The organism is Vibrio sp. STUT-A16 (genome assembly GCF_026000495.1).
In the GTDB taxonomy this organism is placed as follows: domain Bacteria; phylum Pseudomonadota; class Gammaproteobacteria; order Enterobacterales; family Vibrionaceae; genus Vibrio; species Vibrio diabolicus.
Map to the genome: position 1 here is coordinate 2,854,515 of NZ_AP026765.1, position 24,136 is coordinate 2,878,650.

Annotated in this window: 19 protein-coding genes; 7 read left to right on the forward strand and 12 right to left on the reverse strand. The window is 45.1% G+C overall.

What is annotated here, in order from left to right:
* Positions 1-15 precede the first annotated feature (15 nt).
* Entirely contained in the window at positions 16-1,068 is a 1,053-nt protein-coding gene (queA, locus tag OO778_RS13575) for a tRNA preQ1(34) S-adenosylmethionine ribosyltransferase-isomerase QueA (protein WP_046874341.1), read from the reverse strand.
* 269 nt (positions 1,069-1,337) lie between these two features.
* Entirely contained in the window at positions 1,338-2,504 is a 1,167-nt protein-coding gene (locus OO778_RS13580) for a serine protease (protein ID WP_046874342.1), read from the reverse strand.
* A 323-nt stretch (positions 2,505-2,827) separates the two neighbouring features.
* Here OO778_RS13580 and OO778_RS13585 point away from each other — a divergent pair, with 323 nt between their 5' ends.
* On the forward strand, positions 2,828-3,277 hold the full coding sequence (locus tag OO778_RS13585; protein ID WP_005391583.1) for a CBS domain-containing protein: 450 nt from the start codon (positions 2,828-2,830) through the stop codon (positions 3,275-3,277).
* 124 nt (positions 3,278-3,401) lie between these two features.
* On the opposite strand, the gene aceA is transcribed toward OO778_RS13585, so the two are convergent.
* From aceA to OO778_RS13600, 3 genes are all read right to left on the reverse strand, one after another.
* Positions 3,402-4,715 carry an isocitrate lyase gene (gene aceA, locus OO778_RS13590; protein ID WP_258614444.1) on the reverse strand — a complete coding sequence of 438 codons (1,314 nt, stop codon included), beginning with the start codon at positions 4,713-4,715 and terminating at the stop codon, positions 3,402-3,404.
* A gap of 121 nt (positions 4,716-4,836) precedes the next feature.
* Entirely contained in the window at positions 4,837-6,465 is a 1,629-nt protein-coding gene (gene aceB / locus OO778_RS13595) for a malate synthase A (RefSeq protein WP_256955770.1), read from the reverse strand.
* Between the two features lie 606 nt (positions 6,466-7,071).
* A complete protein-coding gene (locus OO778_RS13600; RefSeq protein ID WP_005383681.1) occupies positions 7,072-7,977 on the reverse strand; it encodes a hydrogen peroxide-inducible genes activator in 906 nt (301 codons plus the stop codon).
* A gap of 199 nt (positions 7,978-8,176) precedes the next feature.
* On the opposite strand from OO778_RS13600, the gene OO778_RS13605 reads away from it, so the two are divergent.
* The 3 genes from OO778_RS13605 (at position 8,177) to ppk2 (ending at position 10,662) form a co-directional block, all read left to right on the forward strand.
* The gene (locus OO778_RS13605) at positions 8,177-8,788 is read left to right on the forward strand and encodes a peroxiredoxin C (protein WP_005381738.1); all 612 of its coding nucleotides are present in this window, start codon (positions 8,177-8,179) and stop codon (positions 8,786-8,788) included.
* A 277-nt stretch (positions 8,789-9,065) separates the two neighbouring features.
* On the forward strand, positions 9,066-9,815 hold the full coding sequence (locus tag OO778_RS13610; protein ID WP_264910004.1) for a copper homeostasis protein CutC: 750 nt from the start codon (positions 9,066-9,068) through the stop codon (positions 9,813-9,815).
* A gap of 70 nt (positions 9,816-9,885) precedes the next feature.
* Positions 9,886-10,662: a polyphosphate kinase 2 gene (ppk2, locus tag OO778_RS13615; protein ID WP_258634370.1), complete on the forward strand. Its 777-nt coding sequence runs from the start codon at positions 9,886-9,888 to the stop codon at positions 10,660-10,662.
* Positions 10,663-10,724: 62 nt separating this feature from the next.
* On the opposite strand, the gene phoU is transcribed toward ppk2, so the two are convergent.
* From phoU to OO778_RS13635, 4 genes are read right to left on the reverse strand one after another with little or no spacing between them, the layout of a single operon-like run.
* A complete protein-coding gene (gene phoU / locus OO778_RS13620) occupies positions 10,725-11,423 on the reverse strand; it encodes a phosphate signaling complex protein PhoU (RefSeq protein WP_005381744.1) in 699 nt (232 codons plus the stop codon).
* Positions 11,424-11,453: 30 nt separating this feature from the next.
* On the reverse strand, positions 11,454-12,272 hold the full coding sequence (gene pstB / locus OO778_RS13625) for a phosphate ABC transporter ATP-binding protein PstB (RefSeq protein WP_005381745.1): 819 nt from the start codon (positions 12,270-12,272) through the stop codon (positions 11,454-11,456).
* A 2-nt stretch (positions 12,273-12,274) separates the two neighbouring features.
* Positions 12,275-13,948 (reverse strand): phosphate ABC transporter permease PstA, encoded by a 1,674-nt coding sequence (gene pstA, locus OO778_RS13630; RefSeq protein WP_264910009.1) that lies wholly within the window; start codon positions 13,946-13,948, stop codon positions 12,275-12,277.
* Positions 13,949-13,978: 30 nt separating this feature from the next.
* Positions 13,979-16,183, reverse strand: coding sequence for an ABC transporter permease subunit (locus OO778_RS13635; protein WP_182019982.1), 2,205 nt, complete (start codon positions 16,181-16,183; stop codon positions 13,979-13,981).
* A 206-nt stretch (positions 16,184-16,389) separates the two neighbouring features.
* Between OO778_RS13635 and ppk1 the strand changes: the two genes are divergently transcribed.
* Both ppk1 and ppx read left to right on the forward strand, forming a co-directional pair.
* Positions 16,390-18,480, forward strand: coding sequence for a polyphosphate kinase 1 (gene ppk1 / locus OO778_RS13640; protein WP_258676572.1), 2,091 nt, complete (start codon positions 16,390-16,392; stop codon positions 18,478-18,480).
* Complete coding sequence (gene ppx / locus OO778_RS13645; RefSeq protein WP_074190938.1) at positions 18,464-19,969, forward strand: exopolyphosphatase; 1,506 nt, start codon at positions 18,464-18,466, stop codon at positions 19,967-19,969. The genes ppk1 and ppx overlap by 17 nt, the downstream gene beginning before the upstream one ends.
* A gap of 34 nt (positions 19,970-20,003) precedes the next feature.
* On the opposite strand, the gene OO778_RS13650 is transcribed toward ppx, so the two are convergent.
* Genes OO778_RS13650 through phoB form a run of 3 tightly spaced genes read right to left on the reverse strand, consistent with a single transcriptional unit; the run spans position 20,004 to position 22,991 of the window.
* Positions 20,004-20,963, reverse strand: coding sequence for a phosphate ABC transporter substrate-binding protein (locus OO778_RS13650; RefSeq protein WP_164666614.1), 960 nt, complete (start codon positions 20,961-20,963; stop codon positions 20,004-20,006).
* A complete protein-coding gene (gene phoR / locus OO778_RS13655) occupies positions 20,963-22,261 on the reverse strand; it encodes a phosphate regulon sensor histidine kinase PhoR (protein ID WP_005383667.1) in 1,299 nt (432 codons plus the stop codon). The genes OO778_RS13650 and phoR overlap by 1 nt, the downstream gene beginning before the upstream one ends.
* Before the next feature lie 40 nt (positions 22,262-22,301).
* Positions 22,302-22,991 carry a phosphate regulon transcriptional regulator PhoB gene (gene phoB / locus OO778_RS13660; RefSeq protein ID WP_005381752.1) on the reverse strand — a complete coding sequence of 230 codons (690 nt, stop codon included), beginning with the start codon at positions 22,989-22,991 and terminating at the stop codon, positions 22,302-22,304.
* A 224-nt stretch (positions 22,992-23,215) separates the two neighbouring features.
* Between phoB and rdgC the strand changes: the two genes are divergently transcribed.
* The gene (gene rdgC / locus OO778_RS13665; RefSeq protein WP_005391604.1) at positions 23,216-24,130 is read left to right on the forward strand and encodes a recombination-associated protein RdgC; all 915 of its coding nucleotides are present in this window, start codon (positions 23,216-23,218) and stop codon (positions 24,128-24,130) included.
* Positions 24,131-24,136: the final 6 nt, after the last annotated feature.

A 24,136-nucleotide genomic window follows, 5' to 3' on the forward strand; every position in this document is an offset into this window, starting at 1 on the left:
AAATCTTATTTTTTACTAAATCGTTTTCTTCTTGATGAACATTGAATCACCATATGAGAAAAAGCGATATTTGTTTTCTACCGCATGCTTGTAAGCATTCATGGTGTTCTCATAACCTGCAAATGCACTCACCAACATGATCAGTGTGGATTCTGGCAGGTGGAAATTGGTAATCAAGCAATCCACAAGCTGATATTCGTAGCCAGGGAAAATAAAGATTTCTGTATCACCAAAGAATGGGACCAACTCAGTCCCTTTTTTCAATGCGTCTTGCGCTGCGCTTTCAAGTGAGCGTACCGATGTAGTACCAACAGCAATAATTCGTCCACCGCGCGCTTTCGTCGCTTTAATTGCTTCGACGACTTCTTGCGGTACTTCTACGTACTCAGCGTGCATATGGTGATCGTTGATGTTTTCTACTTTTACTGGCTGGAATGTACCCGCACCAACGTGCAAAGTGACGTAAGCAAACTCTGCGCCTTTCGCTTTGATTTTCTCTAGTAGAACATCATCAAAATGAAGACCCGCTGTCGGCGCCGCTACTGCGCCTGGCTTCTGGTTATATACGGTTTGGTAACGCTCTTTATCTGCATCTTCATCTGGGCGGTCAATGTAAGGAGGAAGTGGCATGTGGCCGATTTCTTCCAAAATTTCTAATACCGTCTTATCAGCGTTAAATTTCAGTTCAAATAGAGCGTCATGACGCGCCACCATTTCTGCTGAGTATTCATCATTCTCGCCAACAATGATGGTTGTACCTGGTTTTGGAGATTTAGAGCAGCGAACGTGCGCGAGGATGCTTTTCTCGTCAAGCATGCGCTCCACCAGCACCTCTAGCTTACCACCCGACTCTTTACGACCAAAAAGACGAGCAGGTATAACACGAGTATTATTAAACACCACGAGATCACCGGGTTGAACTTGGCCCAATACATCAGTAAATGTGCCATCAATTAGCTCTCCGGTATTGCCGTCCATTTGTAATAGTCGGCTAGCGGTACGCTCTGGCTGAGGGTAACGAGCGATAAGTTCATCTGGAAGGTCGAAATGGAAATCTGATACTTGCATGTTACTTGTCTTATATATTGGTCAAATCACGTCTAGGACGACGATAAAATTGCGACGAGTTTTTCGCAGCAGACTAGTATATGTTTACATGCTGCAATAGCAAGCAAATCCCCAGAATATCACTGTAAAAGCCATGATGAAGAGTGTAATAAAACGTGAAAAACCGCGATCACTTGGCATTATTTTCAGTTTAAGTCGAAAGAAATGGAACATTAAAAAGCAAAGCAGCGCATAACGCTGCTTACTCGTTTGGTATTCAAATCGCCCTATCAAACCTCACGCCTTCGCCACCACGCCAAGGGTACGAATAGACCCAATAGCCACAGACCCAAACTGCCACCATCATCATCTGACCCTTTGAAATCACAGTTATTAGTTGCGATACCGTCGTGACACTCTTTATCTCCGCCGACTTCGTTATTAGCCTCTTTAATAAAGTTCGGTGCAATGATGTAGCTACTTGGTGGCGCATCGGCAGTAATGTAAGACTGTACCCAGTCGTAATATTGGCTCACCTTGGTGTAGAAACTTGGAATCGTCAAAGAGCCACAAGTCGGAAGAATGAGAGGTCCACCACTAACAATACCAATCTGTTTTCCCGTCGCCACATCGACCAGCGGCCCCCCACTGTCACCTTTACATGCAGAGTTGCCATATTGGGTGTGGCTATCCGGCTCTAATACTCGGTTTTTCGTTGGTAGCGTACAGATTTTGGTTTGGTTTTCTCTTGAGTCGATAATCCCCGGAAAACTGCTGCCAATTTCTAAACGCTCATAACATTTGTCGATGGGTAAAAATGTACTAATGGTGGTTTTGAGCGTATTGGAAGGTTCAGAAGCATCCGGCTGAGTGGTTCCCCACCCAAACACTTGCACATTTTCGACACGTTGATTGGTCAGGTAATTATCGTTCCAATCCGCTGCCAACCGCGCTTCGATACTCTCCATGTCGGCTTTGTTTGCTAAATCAGCAAAGCTTGCGTTTGCCACTGGGCGCGTGAGATACAGCAACGCGATGTCTGAGTCTAAACCGGTTTGGATAGGTTTCACGTTGCCATTACTGTCGGTCTCAGCTTTTGAAATCCGCGTGTAATCAGGATGAACCACAACGTGAGACACCGGATAGAAGTTATCAAGCCCTGCTGAATTAAGTTCGTGCACATTCGCATTCACCGACAACTCGCCCGGCGGGGTCACATAGTAGCTTGCTTCGTTCGTTCCCTGCCCCATTACCACGCAGTGTGCCGCAGTCAACACCCACTGCTCCGTCAGCATGGTGCCGCCACACAGTGGGAACTCTGCCATATTACTTGCTCGTAAAGTAACACGATCAACAGAGTCGGTTAGTTCATCTCCTAACACAATCGCCTGTGCAGATTGCACACTGAATGCCGCTACTGCCAGCGCAATGAGTTTGTTACACGTTGTTCTTTTCATTTAGGTTGCTGTCTTCAATTTGGTAAGCCTGAACGTATCTTCTTCGAGAGACGAATCTTGGAAAATCCAGCGAATAAAAATGTGCGATTCAATTCATTGGATTACCTTGGCGATCCATTCAATATCAATCAAAAATGCCAACTGACTCGCACACAAACCGACTTATTCAAATTAATAAAAACGTCGATAAGACACAGATTACGCAGACAAAAAGAAGCGCAAGTGTATTGTGCTATTTAATTGATGAAAAACGAGTTAGCTCCCAGATATACAGAAAAATATTCTCTATATTTAAGAGAAGGACAATGCCGCTGGAGGTCTCTATGATCAAGGTTGAAGACATGATGACTCGTAATCCTCATACCTTACTGCGCACGCACACCTTGCGTGATGCAAAAAGCATGATGGATGCGCTTGATATTCGCCATATTCCGGTTGTTGATGCCAATAACCACTTACAAGGCTTGGTGACTCAACGCGACATTCTTGCTGCTCAAGAATCGAGCTTGCACCCAGATGAGGCTGAACAATCTTTTACTCTAGATACACCGCTCTACGAAATGATGCACACTAACATCATGACTGCCGAACCCATCGCGGGGCTTAAAGAGAGCGCTATCTACATGCAAAAGCACAAAGTTGGCTGTTTACCTGTTGTCACTAAGGGTCGATTGGTAGGCATCATTACTGACAGTGACTTTGTGACCATTGCGATTAACTTATTGGAACTGCAAGAAGAAGTGGAACCCGAAGAAATCGAGCCAGAAGAATAATACGCAAACGCGTTATCTTGGGTGTAAATTTCGTTTCTTAAACGTTTTAAACGAAAAAAGAGCGGCAGGGTTGCCGCTCAAAATGCCATTACTGACGCTGATTAAGGAAGTGTTTCTCTGCCAATTAGAATTGGTCTTCTTCGGTCGAACCTGTCAATGCGGTCACTGAAGAGTTACCACCTTGGATAGTATTGGTCATTCTATCGAAGTAACCTGTACCTACTTCTTGTTGGTGTGCAACAAATGTATAGCCTTTTTCTGCCGCCTGGAATTCAGGACGCTGAACTTTCTCAACATAATGACGCATACCTTCACCTTGAGCATAAGCGTGTGCCAGTTCAAACATGTTGAACCACATGTTGTGAATGCCTGCTAGCGTGATGAATTGGTACTTGTAGCCCATGTCTGCAAGCTCTTGTTGGAACTTAGCAATGGTTTCTGCATCAAGGTTTTTCTCCCAGTTGAATGAAGGCGAGCAGTTGTACGCCAACAATTGATCTGGGTATTCAGCGTGAATTGCTTCTGCAAACTTACGTGCTTCTTCCAAACATGGCGTAGCCGTTTCACACCAAATCAAGTCTGCATATGGTGCGTAAGCCAGGCCACGAGAAATCGCTTGGTCGATACCAGCGCGAACGCGGTAGAAACCTTCTTGAGTGCGCTCACCTTCAATAAAGTCTTTATCGTATGGGTCGCAATCTGAAGTAAGGAGATCTGCCGCATTCGCATCAGTACGAGCAATAACCAAGGTTGTTGTGCCCGCCACATCAGCAGCCAAACGAGCAGCAACCAGTTTTTGCACCGCTTCTTGCGTTGGGACTAATACCTTGCCACCCATGTGGCCACACTTTTTCACCGATGCTAGCTGGTCTTCAAAGTGAACGCCCGCTGCGCCTGCCTCGATCATCGATTTCATGAGCTCGTAAGCGTTAAGCACACCACCAAAGCCCGCTTCAGCATCCGCTACGATAGGTAGGAAGTAATCAATACCACCTTCATCTTCAGGCGATTTACCTGCTGACCATTGGATTTGGTCTGCACGACGGAACGAGTTATTGATGCGTTTTACTACTGACGGTACAGAATCGACTGGGTATAGAGACTGGTCAGGATACATCGTCGAAGCGGTGTTGTTGTCCGCCGCTACCTGCCAACCAGATAGGTAAATCGCTTCAATACCAGCTTTAGCTTGTTGAACAGCTTGGCCGCCAGTTAACGCACCAAGACAGTTTACGTAACCTTTTTTCGCGCTACCGTTGACCAGTGACCAAAGTTTGTCTGCACCACGTTGTGCAATTGTGTTAGCTGGTACCATAGAGCCACGCAGTTCCACCACTTCCTCAGCAGTGTATGTACGCTTTACATTTTTCCAGCGCGGGTTAGTTGCCCAGTCTTTTTCCAGAGCTTCAATTTGTTGGCGGCGAGTTAAGTTAGTCATTGGTCTATCCCTCTTTATAATTTGCACTTTATGCGTGTGGCGTTGAGTTTCCGTTCTCAGGCAGTACTTCCCTATCTGCCTTGAAAATCCTTCACGTTATTGGTGTTACAGTTATTCTTTATTAATCCAGGTAGTCATAACCAGGAACTGTTAAAAAGTTGGTCAGCTCATCGCTCGTAGTGAGCCTTGCCATCAAGTCTGCCGCTTCTTCAAATCGACCCGCTTGGTAGCGCTGCTCGCCAATTTCTTGTTTCACTACTTCAATCTCTTCTTTTAGATAGAGCTCGAACAGATCCTTAGTGACCTTCAATCCGTTATCTAGCGACTTGCCGTGTTGAATCCATTGCCAGATAGAAGCGCGAGAGATTTCAGCTGTCGCCGCATCTTCCATCAAGCCATAAATCGGTACACAACCATTACCAGAAATCCAAGCTTCTATGTATTGCAGCGCAACACGTATATTGTGGCGCATTCCGGCTTCTGTCCGCTCGCCTTCACAAGGCTCAAGTAGTTCAGCCGCTGTAATAGGTGCATCCTCTGAACGACTCACATCCAATTGATTGGTGCGCTCGCCCAGTACAGCACTAAAGACTTCCATCGCGGTGTCAGCCAAACCTGGATGAGCTACCCAAGTACCGTCGTGACCATTGTTTGCTTCTAGCGATTTATCAGTCTGGATCTTGTCTAATACTTTTTGATTCTCTTGCGGGTCTTTCGCTGGGATAAAGGCGGCCATTCCTCCCATCGCGAAAGCACCTCGTTTATGACAAGTACGCACCAATAATCGCGAGTAAGCGTTCAAGAATGGCTTATCCATCGTAACCACTTGGCGATCTGGCAGTACGCGTTCAGGGTGCTTCTTCAAGGTTTTGATGTAGCTAAAGATGTAATCCCAGCGACCACAGTTCAAACCAACGATGTGTTCTTTAAGTGAGAACAGAATCTCATCCATTTCGAATACGGCTGGTAAAGTTTCAATCAGCACAGTCGCTTTGATGGTGCCTGTATCAAGACCGAAATAGTCTTCCGTGAAATGGAACACTTCGCTCCACCACTTCGCTTCGTGATGCGATTGCAGTTTTGGAATGTAGAAATAAGGGCCGCTGCCTTTTTGAAGTAACGCTTTGTAGTTGTTATAGAAGTACAGAGCGAAATCGAATAGCGCACCTGGAATGATCTGACCGTGCCACGTAACGTGTTTTTCTTTTAAATGAAGGCCGCGAACACGGCAGATCAACACCGCTGGGTCATCTTCCAGCTGATAATGCTTGCCATTGCCAGGGTTGGTGTAACTGATGGTGCCATTCACGGCATCGCGTAAATTCACTTGCCCATCCAGCACTTTACTCCATGCTGGAGACATTGAATCTTCGAAGTCTGCCATAAACACTTTCACATTCGCATTCAGTGCGTTAATCACCATCTTGCGATCAGTTGGTCCGGTAATCTCCACACGGCGATCTTGCAGATCTTGTGGGATTCCCAGGATCTTCCAGCTTCCTTCACGGATGTCTTGTGTCTCTGGTAAAAAGTCTGGCAGCTCACCTGAATCGATACGCGCTTGCTTCTCTTCTCGTGCTTCCAGCAACTGCTCAACACGTCCGGCAAATTTTTCACACAGTAGAGATAAAAAGGTTTGGGCTTCAACAGGGAAAATTGCTTGATGCTCTGGAGCAACGACTCCATTCACCTCAAGCATGCCTTGGGTCTGCTTTAGTTGTTGTGTTTTTTGTTCTGTCTGAGCAAGCATAATCATTCATCCTTAACGTGCTTTATCCATCTTGGGCAGTCAGCGTAAAGCTACATTTGTAAGTTATGAACAACAAATTACATCCTTTAACTTTGTGTTCAACTCGTCTAGCCATGTCGATAGATTGCGTAATGTTATGTGTATTTTCAATCTAGACATAAGTCTTATCGGCCTTTAAATAAGCTATCTCAACAAAGGGTTTAACGAAACCCCCAAGATAAACAAAACAGAAAATTCGAAGTTTTATTCGGCAGGGTAAAAACCGCCTATCGAACACCCATTTTTGTAAGTTGTTACGTAATTAAATTACATTAATTTTAAGGTCGATTTATCATTTCAAACGAGTGTATGAATATAGACTGGCAAACAAACACCTTGTATTCACAAGGGCTGGCAAGGTGAACTCAAACAAGGGTCAAACAAGACATACTAGGTTTTGTGTAAAATTAACATTGTGAAATTTCACTATTTTATGAAAGCTTCATCAAAGAAGAGCTGTAAAATTTTACAAGTCAAAGTTCACCAACAGAATAAAATACTAGAAAGCGCACTGTTTTCAGTGCGCTTTTAGATAAATAATGGAGATGTAGAGGCTAATACTAATAGCTAAAGCAGTTCGGAAACGACTTCTGCAAGCTGATTAAATGTTTTCGTTCTTGATGAACTCGGACGCCAAACTAAGCCAATTTCACGATAGGCTTGCTTTCCTGGGGGATCGATCACGACTAAATTCTGGTTATGTAGCAGGCCGTGGTCGATAGCCATTTGAGGAATGAACGTCGTTCCCAAACCATTCGCAACCATTTGCACCAAAGTATGAAGGCTGGTTGCTGTAAACGGATTAATTTTTTCTTTATCTGTTAATTTACACGCAGATACCGCGTGTTCCGTTAAGCAATGCTCTTTCTCTAATAAAAAGACGGATTCGTCAGGTAAATCTGCGTAACGAATCGGCACAGGCACCGATTGGGCTTGATTCGCACTAATAACCATTCGAAACGGATCCTTACCCACCACTCGACTTTCCATACCGTCAATTTCAACTGGCAACGCTAAAATGAGTACATCCAACTCACCGTGTCTAAGCGCTTGAAGTAAGTTTGTTGTCGTGTCTTCTCTTAATAAAAGATTCAGTTGTGGGAAACGGTAGTTAACCTCTTGCACCAAATCACACAGTAAAAACGGAGCAATTGTTGGTATGCATCCCACTTTTAGCTGGCCTTGCATATCGTCGCCTTGGCACATACGTCCAAGCTCGACCAAATCTTGCCCTTTTGCTAACAGCTCTCGCCCCTGCTTTACTACCATTTCTCCTGTTTGGGTAAAAACCAGTGGACTTTTCTTGTCTTTCTTTTCATATAATGGACAACCAATCAATTCCTCTAAGTTTTGAATACCTTTACTTAAAGTCGACTGACTGACAAAACAACGCTCTGCAGCGTCACTAAAATGTCTTGTTTCATGCAGTGTGACTAAGTAGTGCAACTGCTTCAAACTGGGCCATTTATTCATAATTGTATTTGTATCTACCGCCGTTCCAGTGATCGAGTTAAGAGTTTTGCTATTATCGTTTTTTTCGATTAACTCAATCTATTTATTTCGCTTTTTTCAATACTACAATCTGTACTATAGTTTGTCTCGTACAAACACGGACCAAACCGACACAACTGAATTCGGTTTGGAACTAACCATACTTTTTAGGAGCAAAAAAATGGTACTAGTAGGTCGTCAAGCCCCTGATTTTACTGCAGCAGCTGTTCTAGGTAACGGTGAAATCGTTGAAAACTTCAACTTTGCAGAGTTCACTAAAGGTAAGAAAGCAGTAGTATTCTTCTACCCACTAGATTTCACTTTCGTTTGCCCATCTGAGCTAATCGCATTCGACAACCGTCTAGCTGATTTCCAAGCTAAAGGTGTTGAAGTAATCGGTGTTTCTATCGATTCTCAGTTCTCTCACAACGCATGGCGTAACACTGCTATCGAAGATGGCGGTATCGGTCAAGTTAAGTACCCACTAGTTGCTGACGTTAAGCACGAAATCTGTAAAGCTTACGATGTTGAGCACCCAGAAGCAGGCGTTGCTTTCCGTGGTTCTTTCCTAATCGACGAAGAAGGCGTTGTACGTCACCAAGTAGTTAACGACCTACCACTAGGCCGTAACATCGACGAAATGCTACGCATGGTTGACGCTCTTAACTTCCACCAGAAGCACGGCGAAGTATGTCCTGCACAATGGGAAGAAGGTAAAGCAGGTATGGACGCATCTCCAAAAGGTGTTGCAGCGTTCTTATCTGAGCACGCAGCTGACCTAGGCAAAAAATAATAGACCTTCACCCTAGCTCAACGGGTGTGATGGTTGGATGTATATAAAGCAAAAAGCTAATGCGGAAAACCGCAAACGCCAATCAGTCTAAGTAAAGTCTTATCAAAGCCCAGAGCAAATGCTCTGGGCTTTCTTTTACCTTCAGATAAACCGCCAAAATGAGGTAACGCAGCAGCGTAAACTTTACCTCTATTTCTCATTCCCTCCATACAGATTCTGCTTACTGGCCCTGTTAATATCTTAGCCACAACACTTATTTGTAACGTTAGCAGGATGAATGAACGTGGTTACTCACCTAGAAGTCTGTATCGATAATATTGAATCTCTGCACTACGCCATTGCTGGCGGCGCCACTCGGATTGAGCTTTGCTCCTCTTTGGCTTTAGGCGGGCTAACACCCAGTTATGGCTTTATGCAGCAAGCCGCTAGGATTTCGACTATTCCTATTTATGCCATGATTCGCCCACGCCAAGGTGACTTCTTCTACTGTGAAGAAGAGATCGAAATGATGCGTTGGGATATTGAAGCAGCTCACCAATCGGGCTTGGATGGTGTGGTTCTCGGTGTACTCACTCAAGAGGGGGATATTCACATGCCCTTTGCAACAGCACTGTGCGAATTCGCACAGGAATTAGGGCTGGGCATAACGTTCCATCGTGCTTTTGACCAGTGTCGTGACGCTGAAAAAGCTTTGGAAGAAGTGATCAGCTTAGGTTGTGAACGTATTTTAACCTCCGGCCTTGCGCCTTCAGCACCACAAGGGATCGATGTGCTTAGAGCTTTGGTTAAGCAAGCCCAAGGACGCATAGCAATCATGGCGGGTGCTGGCGTTAATGCGAGTAACGTACGTGCATTAGTAGAAGACACTCAAGTTCCTGAAATCCATCTGTCAGGCAAAACGACTCGACCTAGTAAAATGAACTTTGTTGCTGAACAAAGCAAAATGGGCGCAACTGATGTCGATGATTTCTTAATCCCCATCACAAGTACACAAGCCATTACCGATGTCGTAGCAGCTCTCAAATAGACGACCGTAAACTCACACGCATAGCTTTTGAGTGCTAACATATTGTTTATCAAGGAGTGAGGAAAGGTGTATGTCTAAATTGAAGAAAAAGGAATACGAAAAGGAGCTCAAAAACCTGCAAGTTGAGCTCGTTAAACTTCAAGAGTGGGTCAAACACAAAGGGTTAAAAGTGGTGGTTCTGTTTGAAGGCCGTGATGCTGCGGGCAAAGGCGGGGTGATAAAACGCATCACAGAAAAGCTAAACCCGCGTGTTTGTCGCGTGGTCGCTCTGCCTGCACCGACAGAAAAAGAAAAAACGCAATGGTACTTCCAACGTTACGTCGCTCATTTGCCATCTGCTGGTGAAATCGTTTTATTTGACCGAAGTTGGTATAACCGAGCAGGTGTCGAAAAAGTCATGGGGTTCTGTACTCCAGACGAATACGAAGAGTTTTTACGCTCTTGTCCTGAATTCGAAAGAATGTTGCAACGCTCTGGGATTATTCTGATTAAGTATTGGTTTTCGGTTTCAGACGAAGAGCAGGAAAAACGTTTTCTAGGCCGAATTAATACGCCGATCAAACGTTGGAAATTCAGCCCAATGGATTTGGAGTCACGTCATCGCTGGGTCGAGTATTCTGAGGCAAAAGATAAAATGTTCGCTTACACAGACACGAAAAACTGCCCTTGGTGGGTCGTCCCTTCTGATGATAAAAAGAAAGCGCGCTTGAACTGTATCAGCCATTTACTTAGCCAGATTGATTACAAAGCACTTGAGTACTCACCCATCGAATTACCTGAACTCAATAAAGAAGGTTACGTCAGAGCGCCCATTGATGACCAGACCTTCGTTCCTGATAAATATTGACGTGCTTTCCCTCTCCCTAATAAATAGACCAGACTAAAAGCTGGTCTATTTATTGAAATCAGTTACTTCAGTACGTCATCAATGCTTTGATCACCTAGATGGCGTACATCTTTCCCTTTCACGAAGTAAATAATGTATTCACAGATGTTCTGGCAACGGTCCCCCACGCGTTCAATCGCGCGTGCAGACCACATCACTTGCAGAATATTGGGGATATTTTTTGGGTCTTCCATCATGTAGGTCATCAACTGACGAATTACCGCTTCATATTCGGCGTCTAGCTTGTCATCTTGTTTGTGCACCTCTGCTGCCGCTTCTACATCCATGCGGGCAAACGCATCCAAAACCTGATGCAGCATATTAATTGCCTGACGGCAGAGAGGCTCTAACGACACTTGGAACTGTCGTTCTTTTGATGATGGGCTTTCAATGGCAACGTAAGCAATGCGTGTCGCCACGTCACCGATACGTTCTAAATCAGTGATCGTTTTGATGATAGCCATGATTAAGCGCAAGTCTTTTGCCGTTGGCTGACGCTTAGCAATAATGCGTGTGCAGGCGTCATCAATCGAGACTTCCATCGCATTCACTTTATGATCGTCACGCACAACCTTACGCGCCAGTTCGATGTCTTCTTTATGCAAGGCTTGAATAGCATACGAAAGCTGCTGTTCTACCAAGCCACCCATGGTTAATACATGAGTACGAATCGATTCTAGCTCTACGTTGAATTGTCCTGAAATATGACGTCCAAAGTGCATGATGTTCCTTATTCCGTATAGAGTCGCGACTTAACCGTATCGACCCGTAATGTAATCTTCGGTCTGTTTCTTCATTGGCGAAGTGAAGATCGAGTCCGCGTCAGAGTATTCAATTAACTTACCCATATGAATAAATGCAGTATGATCGCTCACTCGCGCCGCTTGTTGCATGTTATGGGTAACGATAACGACAGTATATTGAGTCTTCAGCTCATTGATAAGTTCTTCAATAGTTAAAGTTGAGATTGGATCCAACGCTGATGTTGGCTCGTCCAATAACAGGACTTCCGGCTCAATCGCCACCGCGCGCGCAATGACCAAGCGCTGTTGCTGACCACCAGATAAACCAAATGCGTTCTCATGCAAGCGGTCTTTTACCTCATCCCACAACGCCGCCGAGCGCAAGGATCGCTCCACTGCGTCATCTAAACTGCGGCTGTTTTTTACACCTTGTAAGCGTAAGCCATAAACTACATTTTCATAAATAGACTTAGGAAATGGATTGGGCCTTTGAAACACCATCCCCACTCGGCGTCGAAGTGTCGCAACATCGACATTGGGATGATAAACATTCTTGCCATGTAGACGCACTTTACCTGTGACTCGACACCCTTCCACTAAGTCGTTCATGCGATTGATGCAACGTAATAACGTCGACTTTCCACACCCTGAAGGACCGATAAAAGCGGTGACTCGCCCTTTGGGAATTCGCATCGAAATATCATGCAGCGCCTGAGTTTGACCATAGAACAGATTAAGGTTCTCGATTGAGATTGCTGTTTGTTCATCCGTTAAATTATGAACGTCCAATGGTGGCTCATAACCTAATGTACTATCAAAATTAAACATACTTAATCTTGTCCTAACGTTCTGTATTTTTCTCGTAAATTATTGCGAATACTGATTGCTGTTAAGTTTAGCCCGACAATCACTGTCACGAGTAAGAAAGAGGTGGCATAAACTAATGGTCGCGCAGCTTCGATGTTGGAGGTTTGAAAGCCAACATCGTAAATGTGAAAACCTAAATGCATGAACTTTCTATCCAAATGCACATAAGGGAATTGCCCGTCAACCGGTAAACTGGATGCCAATTTCACGACCCCCACCAGCATCAGCGGCGCTACTTCGCCAGCTGCACGCGCAATCGCAAGGATCAGCCCTGTGATAATAGCTGGCGTCGCCATAGGCAAAACCACACGCCATAGTGTTTCGAACTGAGTTGCACCAAGCGCCAGAGAGCCATGTCGTACTGAACTCGGAATACGAGTTAAACCTTCTTCTGTCGTCACAATCACAACTGGAAGCGTCAGCACGGCAAGAGTTAGTGCAGACCACAACAAACCCGGAGTACCAAAGGTTGGTGCCGGTAACTTTTCCGCATAGAATACGTTGTCGATAGAGGCACCAATCGTATAAACAAAGAAGCCTAAACCAAATACGCCATAAACAATCGATGGAACACCCGCTAGGTTTATAACCGCAATACGAATAACCCTGGTTAGAGCGTTATTCTTAGCGTATTCATGCAGATAGATAGCGGCGATCACCCCAAGTGGCATCACAATGATCGACATGATAAGTACTAAGAAAACCGTACCAAATATCGCAGGGAACACGCCTCCTTCAGAGTTCGACTCTCTTGGATCTTCAGATAAAAACTTCCAAACCTGCTTCCCCCAGTGCATGACTTTATCAGGCAGTGACATTTGGTTTGGGTACCAGTAGTCCAAAATGTCTTCGAGCGGAATCGATACTTGTGAGCCCGTCATATCCTCGACAATCAGGGCATAGCCAGAAAGCTGTAATCGTAAGCCATCAAGCTGTAAATCTAACGTCGCCAGAGCTTTCTCTATCCGCTCTTTTTTCGTCTGGTTTTCCTTTAAAAAGCTTTCTGTCAGCGTGTCATTCAACTCATGCTTGCGCTTATCTAATCGCAACTGCTCTAGCTTCCAACCAAGCTCTTTAAGCTGATCGACAACCAAAGAGTCAATCTCATGGCGCAGAGTTTCTGCATCATCCAGTTTTTTGTTCAAGACGGATTGAATATCGTTGGTGTATAAGTTGTCTCCATCCTGAAACGCCACCAGCTTACCAAAAAAGTAACCGCCACTACTTCGCTCGATCACTGCCCACTCTTTTGGCGTCGTGGGCTCATCCAACTGCATTTGCAATACGGAGATAAAATCGGCGGGATACAACTCTCGGTTGGCGATTTTGATACTGAGTCGCGTAGCAAAGTCTTCATCGTCTTCTAATTGCTGCGCCGCGCTTTCAGGTAGATAACTCTTCGGTACAAAACTGCGTTCATACACTTGACCAATCAGAATAGTATTTTCATGTAGCACTTCGCCTTGCACAGGAGTCAGCGCTGCAACATTCCACTGATACAAGGGCGCTGGCCAAAAGTAAGTCAGGCCTTTCCAGCCGATAAGGAGTAACAACCCTAATACCGACAACAAACTGATGCTGACTGCACCGCCTGTTAGCCATATCCACGGTGCGCCAGAACGAATCCAATTTAACACGTCATTACTCGCTCTTTATTCAAACCATTATTACAACGCACGGTACTTATCTCTCAGTCTCTGACGAACCCACTCCGCAAGCGCGTTTACTGCAAACGTAAACACAAACAAAATCAATGCAGCTAGGAACAGCAGGCGATAATGCGAACTTCCAACTTCCGACTCTGGCAACTCAACGGCGATGGTCGCCGACAGGCTGCGCAATCCTTCCAAAATATTCCAATCCATTAATGGCGTATTGCCCGTTGCCATTAACACAATCATGGTTTCACCAACAGCGCGTCCCAGGCCCATCATAATGGCAGAAAAAATACCTGGGCTTGCGGTAAGCAAGACAACATAGATTAAAGTTTGCCAAGGCGTGGCCCCTAATGCCAAAGAGCCATCCGATAAATGTTTCGGTACAGAGAAAATGGCATCTTCGGCGATGGTAAAAATCGTCGGGATAACAGCAAACCCCATCGCTAACCCCACCACCAATGCATTGCGTTGATCGTAACCAATACCATGCTCGGTTAAGAATAAGCGCATATCGCCACCAAAGAACGTCTGCTCAATCGTAGGCGAAATCCACACGCCAAGCCCAATCAGTACCAATATGACAGGCATGAGCACTAAAGCATGCCAACCATTAGGCAGACGATTACGCAAAGGTTGCGGTATTAATGCCCATAGCCCGCCCATAATCATGGTGCTCAAGGGCAAAACAAACAGCATGACGACGATCGTAATCAGGTGATCTTCGACAATAGGCGCGAACCACAGCCCCGCTAGGAAACCAATGATCACCGTCGGCAGTGCTTCCATTAGCTCAATCGACGGTTTTACGACACGACGCATGCGTGGCGACATAAAGTACGCCGTATAAATAGCACCTAGCACTGCGAGCGGTACTGAGAACAGCATCGCAAACATTGCCGCTTTTATCGTCCCGAACGCAATAGGTACTAGGCTGAACTTAGCCTCAAAGTTATCGCTCGCCGAAGTCGATTGCCACACAAATTCAGGCTCAGGATACCCTTCGTACCACACTTCTTGCCATAATGAGGACAAGGAAATTTCCGGATAGGCATTGTCCACTTCCGCAACATTTAACTCATTACTTTGCCAAGTGATTAAGTAGCGTTCATTGTTGGACATTGCTGCGATTGCGGGCGCTTGATTGTAAGCACGCTTAAACAACACCAGTTTTTCACTGGTTGTATAATGGCTTTGCAACGTGCCGTTGGTGTAAAAGCTATAAAATCCTTTTCGATGAGAATCCGGCAACAAATACTTAAGCTCTGATGCCAATTTAAAATCACGAATATGCGTTAACGTGCGTCTCTCTTCTTGCAGCGTATCAAACCATTGCGACACCCGACCATCGTTGTGTGTCACCAAAAGCGAGTAAGCACCAGCCAGTAGGTCCATTGTACGAACGGAGTGCTTCTTATCACCTTGAGTGAGGTCGACCACCTCTCGCACAGCAAATTTACGTGCGGTTTTCTTTAACACGATCAACTCAGAGCCATCGCGTAAATAAAGCGTTTCACCATCAGGTGTCAATAACATTTGCTGAGGTGCATCAAAGCCTGAAGAGAACGTAAAATCGATCGTTGTCGGAGGCGTACCCAAAGACGAAGCCACTTGCCAACGAGCCTTCACTTCACCGCTTTGTGTCTGCCAAACAATTGTTGGTAAGGGCGTTGAAGCTGCAAACACAAACTGAGTCACAGGATCTTGAGGCGTACTCAGCGTCAGATCCATGCTGGTGTCTAGCTCAATCACTTCCGGAGGACGTGTATTTTCTCTCAACGTGGCATTAAATTCAGGCTTGAAAAGGTGCGCTTTACCCTGCCCATCAACAAACCCATACCAACCTAGTCCAGGAGCAGATTGAGAGAAAGCGACGGGTTCCTGGACGATTTGCTGTTTATACACTGCAGGCTTCGTAGGATCGTCCATCGACAAATATTGAATCTCACCACTTTGGGTTAGAACGAACGCAAGCTGAGCGTAATCATCCACTGAAATCGCAAGTGGTGTTTCAATATGAGTGGCTCGAATGGCTTGGTTGGTTTTGATCTCCGCATCAGAAAAAAGCGGAATGATCACCATGGCGAGGTAGACAAAGATCAAAATAAGCGCCGCGAGTACGCCGACACCACCGGATGTCACTGCAAGTCGAACTAAACGATCTTTTATCAGTCGTTTCTTATCTTTTTCCTGCAATGAAAACTCGGCTTGTGCCATTTAAATCTCTACCTTTTTGACTTAGTACTAGAATATGTCGTTAAGATGACAATTATATTACAGATCACATTAAACACCTGAAAAGAATACAACTCTTATGCAATGCGTGGTATGAAATAAATCTGTAATGAAAATCTCATAATGTTCTCACTCATCCATTTTTCCAAGATGAGTACGTATTACTTCACTTTTGGCTAGGTAAGGTTATGAGCGCAGAAAAACTATATATAGAAAAAGAACTTAGTTGGTTGTCTTTCAACGAACGAGTATTACAAGAAGCTGCCGATAAAACCGTCCCTTTGATCGAACGTATTCGCTTTCTTGGGATCTTTTCCAACAATTTAGATGAATTTTACAAAGTACGCTTTGCTGACGTGAAGCGCAGAATCCTAATCAGCCAAGAGCGCGGTGGCAGCGATAGCCCTAAACGACTGTTAACCAAAATGCAGTCGAAAGCACTCAAGCTTAACGAACAATTTGATGAGCTTTACAGCGACTTGATTCGAGAAATGGCGCGACGTCGCATTTTCTTGGTTAATGAGCAACAACTGGATGAATCGCAACAAAAGTGGATCGCGAAATACTTCCGTAGAGAGGTAATGCCGCATATCACTCCCCTTTTAATGAAAGACGAGATCGATGTTCTGCAATTTCTCAAAGACGAGTACGCTTACATCGCCGTAGAACTGCGTAAAGAAGAACATTACCAGTACGCTCTGATCGAAATTCCGACCGATCACCTTCCCCGCTTTGTGATGGTACCAGAACAGAAAGGAAAGCGTCGAAAAACCATCATCTTACTTGATAATATTATCCGCCACTGTTTGGATGAGCTGTTCAAAGGCTTTTTTGATTATGATGAGCTTAGCGGCTATGCGATGAAAATGACGCGTGACGCCGAATACGATTTACGCAACGAAATCGAATACAGCTTGCTCGAACAAATGTCGGAAGGTGTCAATCAGCGACTGACAGCAAAGCCCGTTCGCTTCGTCTACGAACGTGATATGCCGCCCCAAATGCTAGAGTTTCTTTGTAACAAGCTCAATATCTCTAATTACGATAACCTTATCCCCGGCGGCCGCTATCACAATTTTAAAGACTTCATTGCGTTTCCAAATGTTGGGCGAGAGTACCTTGAAAATAAACCGCTTCCGCCAATGAAGTGCGCCGATTTCGAAGGTTACGCTAACAGCTTTGATGCGATTAAAGCGAAAGATATTCTACTCTATTACCCCTACCACACTTTTGACCACATTAGTGAGTTGGTGCGCCAAGCCTCCTTCGATCCGAAAGTACTTAGTATCAAGATTAACATTTACCGTGTCGCGAAAGATTCTCGCTTGATGAACTCATTAATTGATGCGGTGCACAACGGAAAAAATGTCACCGTGGTCGTGGAGCTGCAGGCTCGCTTTGATGAAGAAGCCAATATCGAATGGTCAAAAGTGTTGACCGAAGCTGGTGTGCACGTCATCTTCGGAGCGCCTGGCCTTAAGATTCACTCAAAGCTACTGATGATCAGTCGCCGTGAAGGTGAAGAAATTATTCGCTACGCGCACATCGGCACAGGCAACTTCCATGAGAAGACGGCACGAATTTATACCGACTTCTCTCTCCTTACCGCAGATCAAGAAATCACTAACGAAGTTCGTAATGTCTTCGGTTACATTGAGAATCCATATCGCCCAGTGAAGTTCAATCACCTCATGGTATCTCCACGTAATTCTCGTACCCAAATCTACCGCCTGATCGATAATGAAATTGCGAATGCCAAGCTCGGCAAGAAAGCCGCTCTTACGATCAAGGTCAATAACCTAGTCGATAAAGGCATCGTCAATAAGCTGTATGGAGCAAGTACGGCGGGAGTGAAAATAAATATGATCATTCGCGGCATGTGCTCCTTAGTACCGGGCATTGAGGGGATCAGCGACAACATTCGGATCATCAGTATTGTTGACCGCTTTTTGGAACACCCACGCGTGGTGATTACCCATAACGATGGCGATCCGCAAGTCTATATCTCTTCTGCTGACTGGATGACAAGAAATATCGATCACCGCATTGAGGTGGCGGCGCCGGTCCGTGATCCACGTTTGAAACAGAGAATTATTGATATAACGAATATCCATTTTACCGATACAGTAAAGGCTCGTTTTATAGATAAGGAAATGAGCAACGCTTACGTACCACGAGGTAATCGCAAAAAAGTTCGTTCTCAAATCGCTATCTATGACTATCTTAAAAATATAGAAAAGCAAACTAGAAAACAAAATTCAGATGCCTCAAATACTTGAACAAGATACTCGCTACATTGCCGCGATAGACCTCGGCTCAAACAGTTTCCACATGGTGGTGGCCAAAGTTGTAGGCAGTGACTTACAACTGGTTAGCCGTCATAAACAGCGTGTTCGCTTAGCATCAGGACTCGACAGTGAATTGAACTTAAGTCATTCCGCGATGGAACGCGCGTTAGAGTGCTTAGCCATGTTCGCTGAGAGGCTGCAAGGGCTTGATGAGTCGAATGTGCGTATCGCCGCGACACACACACTAAGACGCGCTAAAAATGCTCATCTATTCATTGAGCGTGCGAAAGAAGTGATGCCCTTCCCAATAGAAATCATCCCAGGGGAAGAAGAAGCCCGCCTGATATACTTAGGTGTCGCTCACACTCAAGTAGAGTCAAACTCCAAGTTGGTCGTTGATATTGGTGGCGGCAGTACCGAAATGATCATTGGACAAGAGTTTGAACCTGAGCTTCTCAACAGTAAACAGATGGGATGCGTCAGCTTTACAGAGCAATATTTTAAAAACGGCAAACTGTCTGGGAAAAACTTTAATAAAGCGATGTTAGCCGCCGAGCAAAAACTCGAGTCCATCGCTTCAGCATACCGTAAAAAAGGCTGGGATATCGCTCTCGGCTCATCAGGAACCATCAAAGCGATTCAAGAAGTGCTAGTAGGATTAGGTTTTGAAGATGGCCTGATCACCGCGAAGAGACTGGACACGCTTATTGAAACTCTGTGTAATTTTGATTCAATTGAAGAGATTGAACTGACAGGTTTAACAGAAGAACGTAAGCCCGTATTCGCGGCAGGCGTGGCGATTTTGTCCGCAATTTTCAAAGCACTTCGCATTGAGCAGATGTTTTTCTCCGATGGTGCTCTGCGCGAAGGTCTGTTGTACGAAATGGAAGAGCGTTTTGCGCGCTCCGATATACGTATGCGCACAACTGAAAATTTAGCCAACAAACACCGGGTTGACTTAGAGCATGCTGCTCGTGTTAAAGGCCATGCACGTGAGATGTTATGTCAGGTGCGCTCTGAACTAGGCATTAAGAAAAAGAGTGAGTTATTTGACTTACTAGAATGGGCAGCATTGCTTCATGAAGTCGGATTAAGTATCAACTTACGTAGCTTCCATCGTCACTCTTTCTATATTCTGTTGCATTCCACTCTACAAGGCTTCAACCGTGAACAGCAATTAGTGCTCGCAACATTAGCCCGCTTCCAACGCAAAGCACTTAAACTGCAAGAACTGCCAGATTTCAACCTCTACAAACAAAGTGACGTGATAAGCCTCATCAAAATATTACGACTTTCTATCGTATTAAATGGACAGCGTAACGAAGATCCATTGCCTGACATCACTTTATCCATCAAAAATGATGAATGGACTCTTACGTGCACAGATGAAGCATGGCTAGAAAGCAACAAATTGCTTCATGCTGATTTACAGGAAGAACAAGAACGATGGAGCAGCGCGAAGTGGACACTCACTTTCTGATCTCGCACTGTTCACGCCTAAACAAAAAGTCGGCTTATAGGCCGACTTTTTTTAATTCTTCTTCTGCAAAATCTGCTGTAATGGGCACATAGCCATCTTTCTCAACCAACGCTTGCCCCTGAGCGGAGAAAATAAAGCGAATAAACTCGGCTTCTATTGGTGTTAATGGGTAATCCGGGTGCTTATTCACATATACATATAAGTAACGTGATAGTGGGTACTTACCACTAACAATATGTTCTCGCGTTGGCGTCACATAGTCATTTCCCATTTTTGCCACAGGAACTAAGCGTACACCTGCCACTCGATAACCGACACCGGAATAACCAATTCCACTGATGGTTGACGCTACAGCTTGCACAACTGACGCGGAGCCTGGCTGCTCGTTTACTCGGGTCTTGAAATCGCCGCCACACAAGGCATTGCTTTTGAAGTAACCATAAGTTCCAGAAACGGAGTTACGACCAAACAACTGTACGTTTCGCTTTGCCCACTGTGATTCAAGACCGAGTTGCTGCCAGTTTGTGACAAATTGACTTTCACCACAGCGCAGTGTTGCAGAAAACAAAGCATCTAACTGACTAAAGCTGAGCCCTTGAATTGGATTGTCTTGATGGACAAAAATACCGATAGCATCGATCGCAACCCTAAGCGCCGTTGGCTTGTAACCATGTTCACGTTCAAACGCTTCAACCTCTCTTAAACGCATCGGGCGACTCATGGGACCAAACTGAGCTGTTTGTTCGGTCAATGCAGGGGGCGCCGTGGAAGAGCCAGACGCTTGGACTTGCGCATTAATATTCGGGTAAATGGATTTAAACTCTTCAACCCAAAGCGTTGTCATACCCGCAAGTGTATCGGATCCAACAGAGAGCAAGTTCCCGACAATCCCCGTCGTTTTATGATAACTCGGCAATGGTTTATCTTGAGCGGCAGCCATACAGGAACAAACAAGCGCGAATAAACTAAATGTTTTTGCCAATCGTAACGCCATTATTTCACCACCAAACGCTCAGGCAATACGAAAGAAAACTTACTGCCCACACCTACTTCACTGTGAATTTCTAAATGAGAGTCATGGTGACTCAGCGCATGTTTCACAATAGCCAACCCTAACCCACTCCCTCCGGTATCGCGTGATCTTGCTTTATCGACGCGATAAAAACGCTCAGTAAGTCGATGGAGGTGCTGAGGTTCTATACCATCACCACTATCCTCCACCTCTAAGCATGCGCCTTGAGATGTCTGGAACCAACGAACATTAATGTTCGCGCCAGGCGGTGTGTATTTGACAGCATTATAAACGAGGTTAGAGATAGCACTACGTAACTGGTCATCATCGCCCAGTACGCGTAGGCTAGCATCAACATCAAATTTCAATTTATGTTGGTTGTCCCCACTAAGGCTGACCGCCTCTTTTTCTAGTACTTCGAGCATCGCAGGTACATTCACGACTTCTTCAAGCTCATGCATAGGTGCCGCTTCAATTTTAGATAGCGTCAGTAATTGGTTCACCAAACTGTTCATGCGGTTGAGCTGCTCCGTCATGACGCCATGCGCTTTGCTCCACATTGGGCCCACAACCATGTCAGGGTCTTCTGTCATCTCTAAATAACCTTGTAGCACCGTCATTGGTGTACGCAGTTCATGAGAAACGTTAGCAAAGAAATTACGGCGCATTCCCTCAAGTTGTTTTAACTGGCTAACATCACGCACCACCATCAAATGTTCACCTTCGGTATACGGTACTATACGTAGTTCTAGCATGCGTTCGACATTGAGTGGTGAGCGCATTTCCAATGGCTCAGAGAAGTCTTTCTTGTTGAGGTACTTGATAAAATCAGGCGTACGAATGAGGTTGGAGATAGGTTGACCAGAGTCTTCCGGCCAATGGAAACCCAATAAGTGTTGAGCCAGTTTGTTACACCAAACGATATTGCCTTCAGCACGGAACACCACGACGGCATCGGGTAACGATTCCGCACCATTTCTGAATCGGCGAATGAGATTAGTAAGCTCTTTGCGTTTACGGCGTTGACGCTGCTGTAAGCGATACAAGCCATTGAACAAAGATTCCCAGTTACCGCTACCAGACGGTGGTGTAAGGCGCTTTTCATCCCATAACCAAGAAGATAAACGTACTTGGTTATGCAAATGCCACACAAGCTGCAATGCCGTAGCTGCCAAAAGCAACCACGGCATATAACCGAATATCCAACCTACTATCACCCATGGGGTGTAAAAAAAAGCCAGCTCCCAGGCCAGCTTTTTCCACGTTAATCTTTCAACCACTCATAACTCCAGAAATGGTACCGATAAGCTGCGTGTTAATTTATGCTTTTGTCGAGAAGCGGTATCCAGCACCACGAACAGTTTGGATCAGCTTATCATGACCTGCGGCTTCCAATGCTTTACGCAGGCGGCGAATATGAACATCGACCGTACGATCTTCGACATACACGTTAGTACCCCAAACATTGTTTAATAGCTGCTCACGGCTGTACACACGCTCTTGATGCGTCATGAAAAAATGCAGCATTTTAAACTCTGTTGGGCCCATATCTAATGGTGCATCATTAGCCGTGACACGGTGTGATACAGGATCAAGCTTCAATCCCTGCACATCAATTACGTCTTCCAATGCGGTCGGGGTTACGCGACGAATCACCGCTTTTAAGCGGGCAACCAACTCTTTAGGAGAAAATGGCTTAGTAATGTAGTCATCCGCACCGACTTCTAAACCGCGCACTTTATCTTCTTCTTCACCACGAGCGGTAAGCATCACAACTGGAATGTTGCGCGTTAATTCCTCTCGCTTCATGTGTTTGATGAAGTTAATGCCGCTGCCGCCTGGTAACATCCAATCCAGTAAAACTAAATCAGGGAAGGGTTCAGCCAGTTTGGTTACTGCAGTATCGTAATCTTCCGCTTCTACCGCTTGGTAACCTTTCTGCTCAAGTACGAAGCACAGCATTTCGCGAATAGGAGCTTCGTCTTCAACAACCAGAATCCTTCTAGACATAATTGAGTAACCTTATGTTCGTTGAGCTAATGAATTTAAGAGACAAAGCGCCCCTCTATGCATAAGCATTATCACTACCAATTATGACACTTTTGTGACCTTTGAAAACAAATTTTCATATAACTTTCTTTTGAGGTTCATTCGGATATTTTTCATTTCTATTAAGACATCAGCACAAAAATTCCCTATGATTAGTCCCTTGTCATCAAGCCTAGAGAAGATTTATGTGGTTTAAAAACTGTCTGGTATACCGCGTTAACCGCGAGGTTACTTTCAACGCCGAACAACTAGAAACTCAACTGTCTGAATTCCGATTCACCCCATGTGGCAGTCAAGATAAACAGAAATTTGGCTGGGTCAGTGCAATGGGTAGACATGGCGACATGATGACTCACGTGTCAGAAAACCGCATTCTGATTTGCGCCAAGAAAGAAGAGAAAATGCTACCTGCCTCAGTGATCAAAGAGTCATTGAATGCAAAAGTAGAAGCAATGGAAGCGCAAGAAGGTCGTCCTCTGAAGAAGAAAGAGAAAGACAACCTGAAAGATGACATCGTAATGGATTTACTGCCTCGCGCATTTAGCCGCAGCAGCCACACTCACGTGCTCATCATGCCAAAAGAAGGGTTCATCCTTGTTGACGCAAGCAGCTACAAAAAAGCGGAAGACGTATTAGCACTACTTCGTAAAACCATGGGTAGTTTACCTGTTGTTCCTGCCATTCCAGAAGTAGCGATTGAAACAACGCTAACCGAGTGGGTGAAAACGGGTGACACACCTCAAGGTATCACCATGATGGACGAAGCTGAGCTAAAATCCGTGCTTGAAGAAGGTGGCGTGATTCGTTGTAAGAAGCAAGAGCTGACCACAGATGAAATCCGCAACCACATCGCAGCAGATAAAGTCGTAACGAAGCTTGCACTTAATTGGCAAGATCGTATTGAATTCATCATGACAGAAGATGCGGGTATTAAGCGTCTAAAATTCTCTGATGAATTGAAAGATCAAAATGACGATATTCCACGTGAAGATCAAGCAGCTCGATTTGATGCAGACTTCTCTCTGATGTGTGGGGAGTTCAGTGCTTTCCTACCCAACCTATACGATGCGCTAGGCGGCTTACCAAATCCCAACGCTTAATATTGT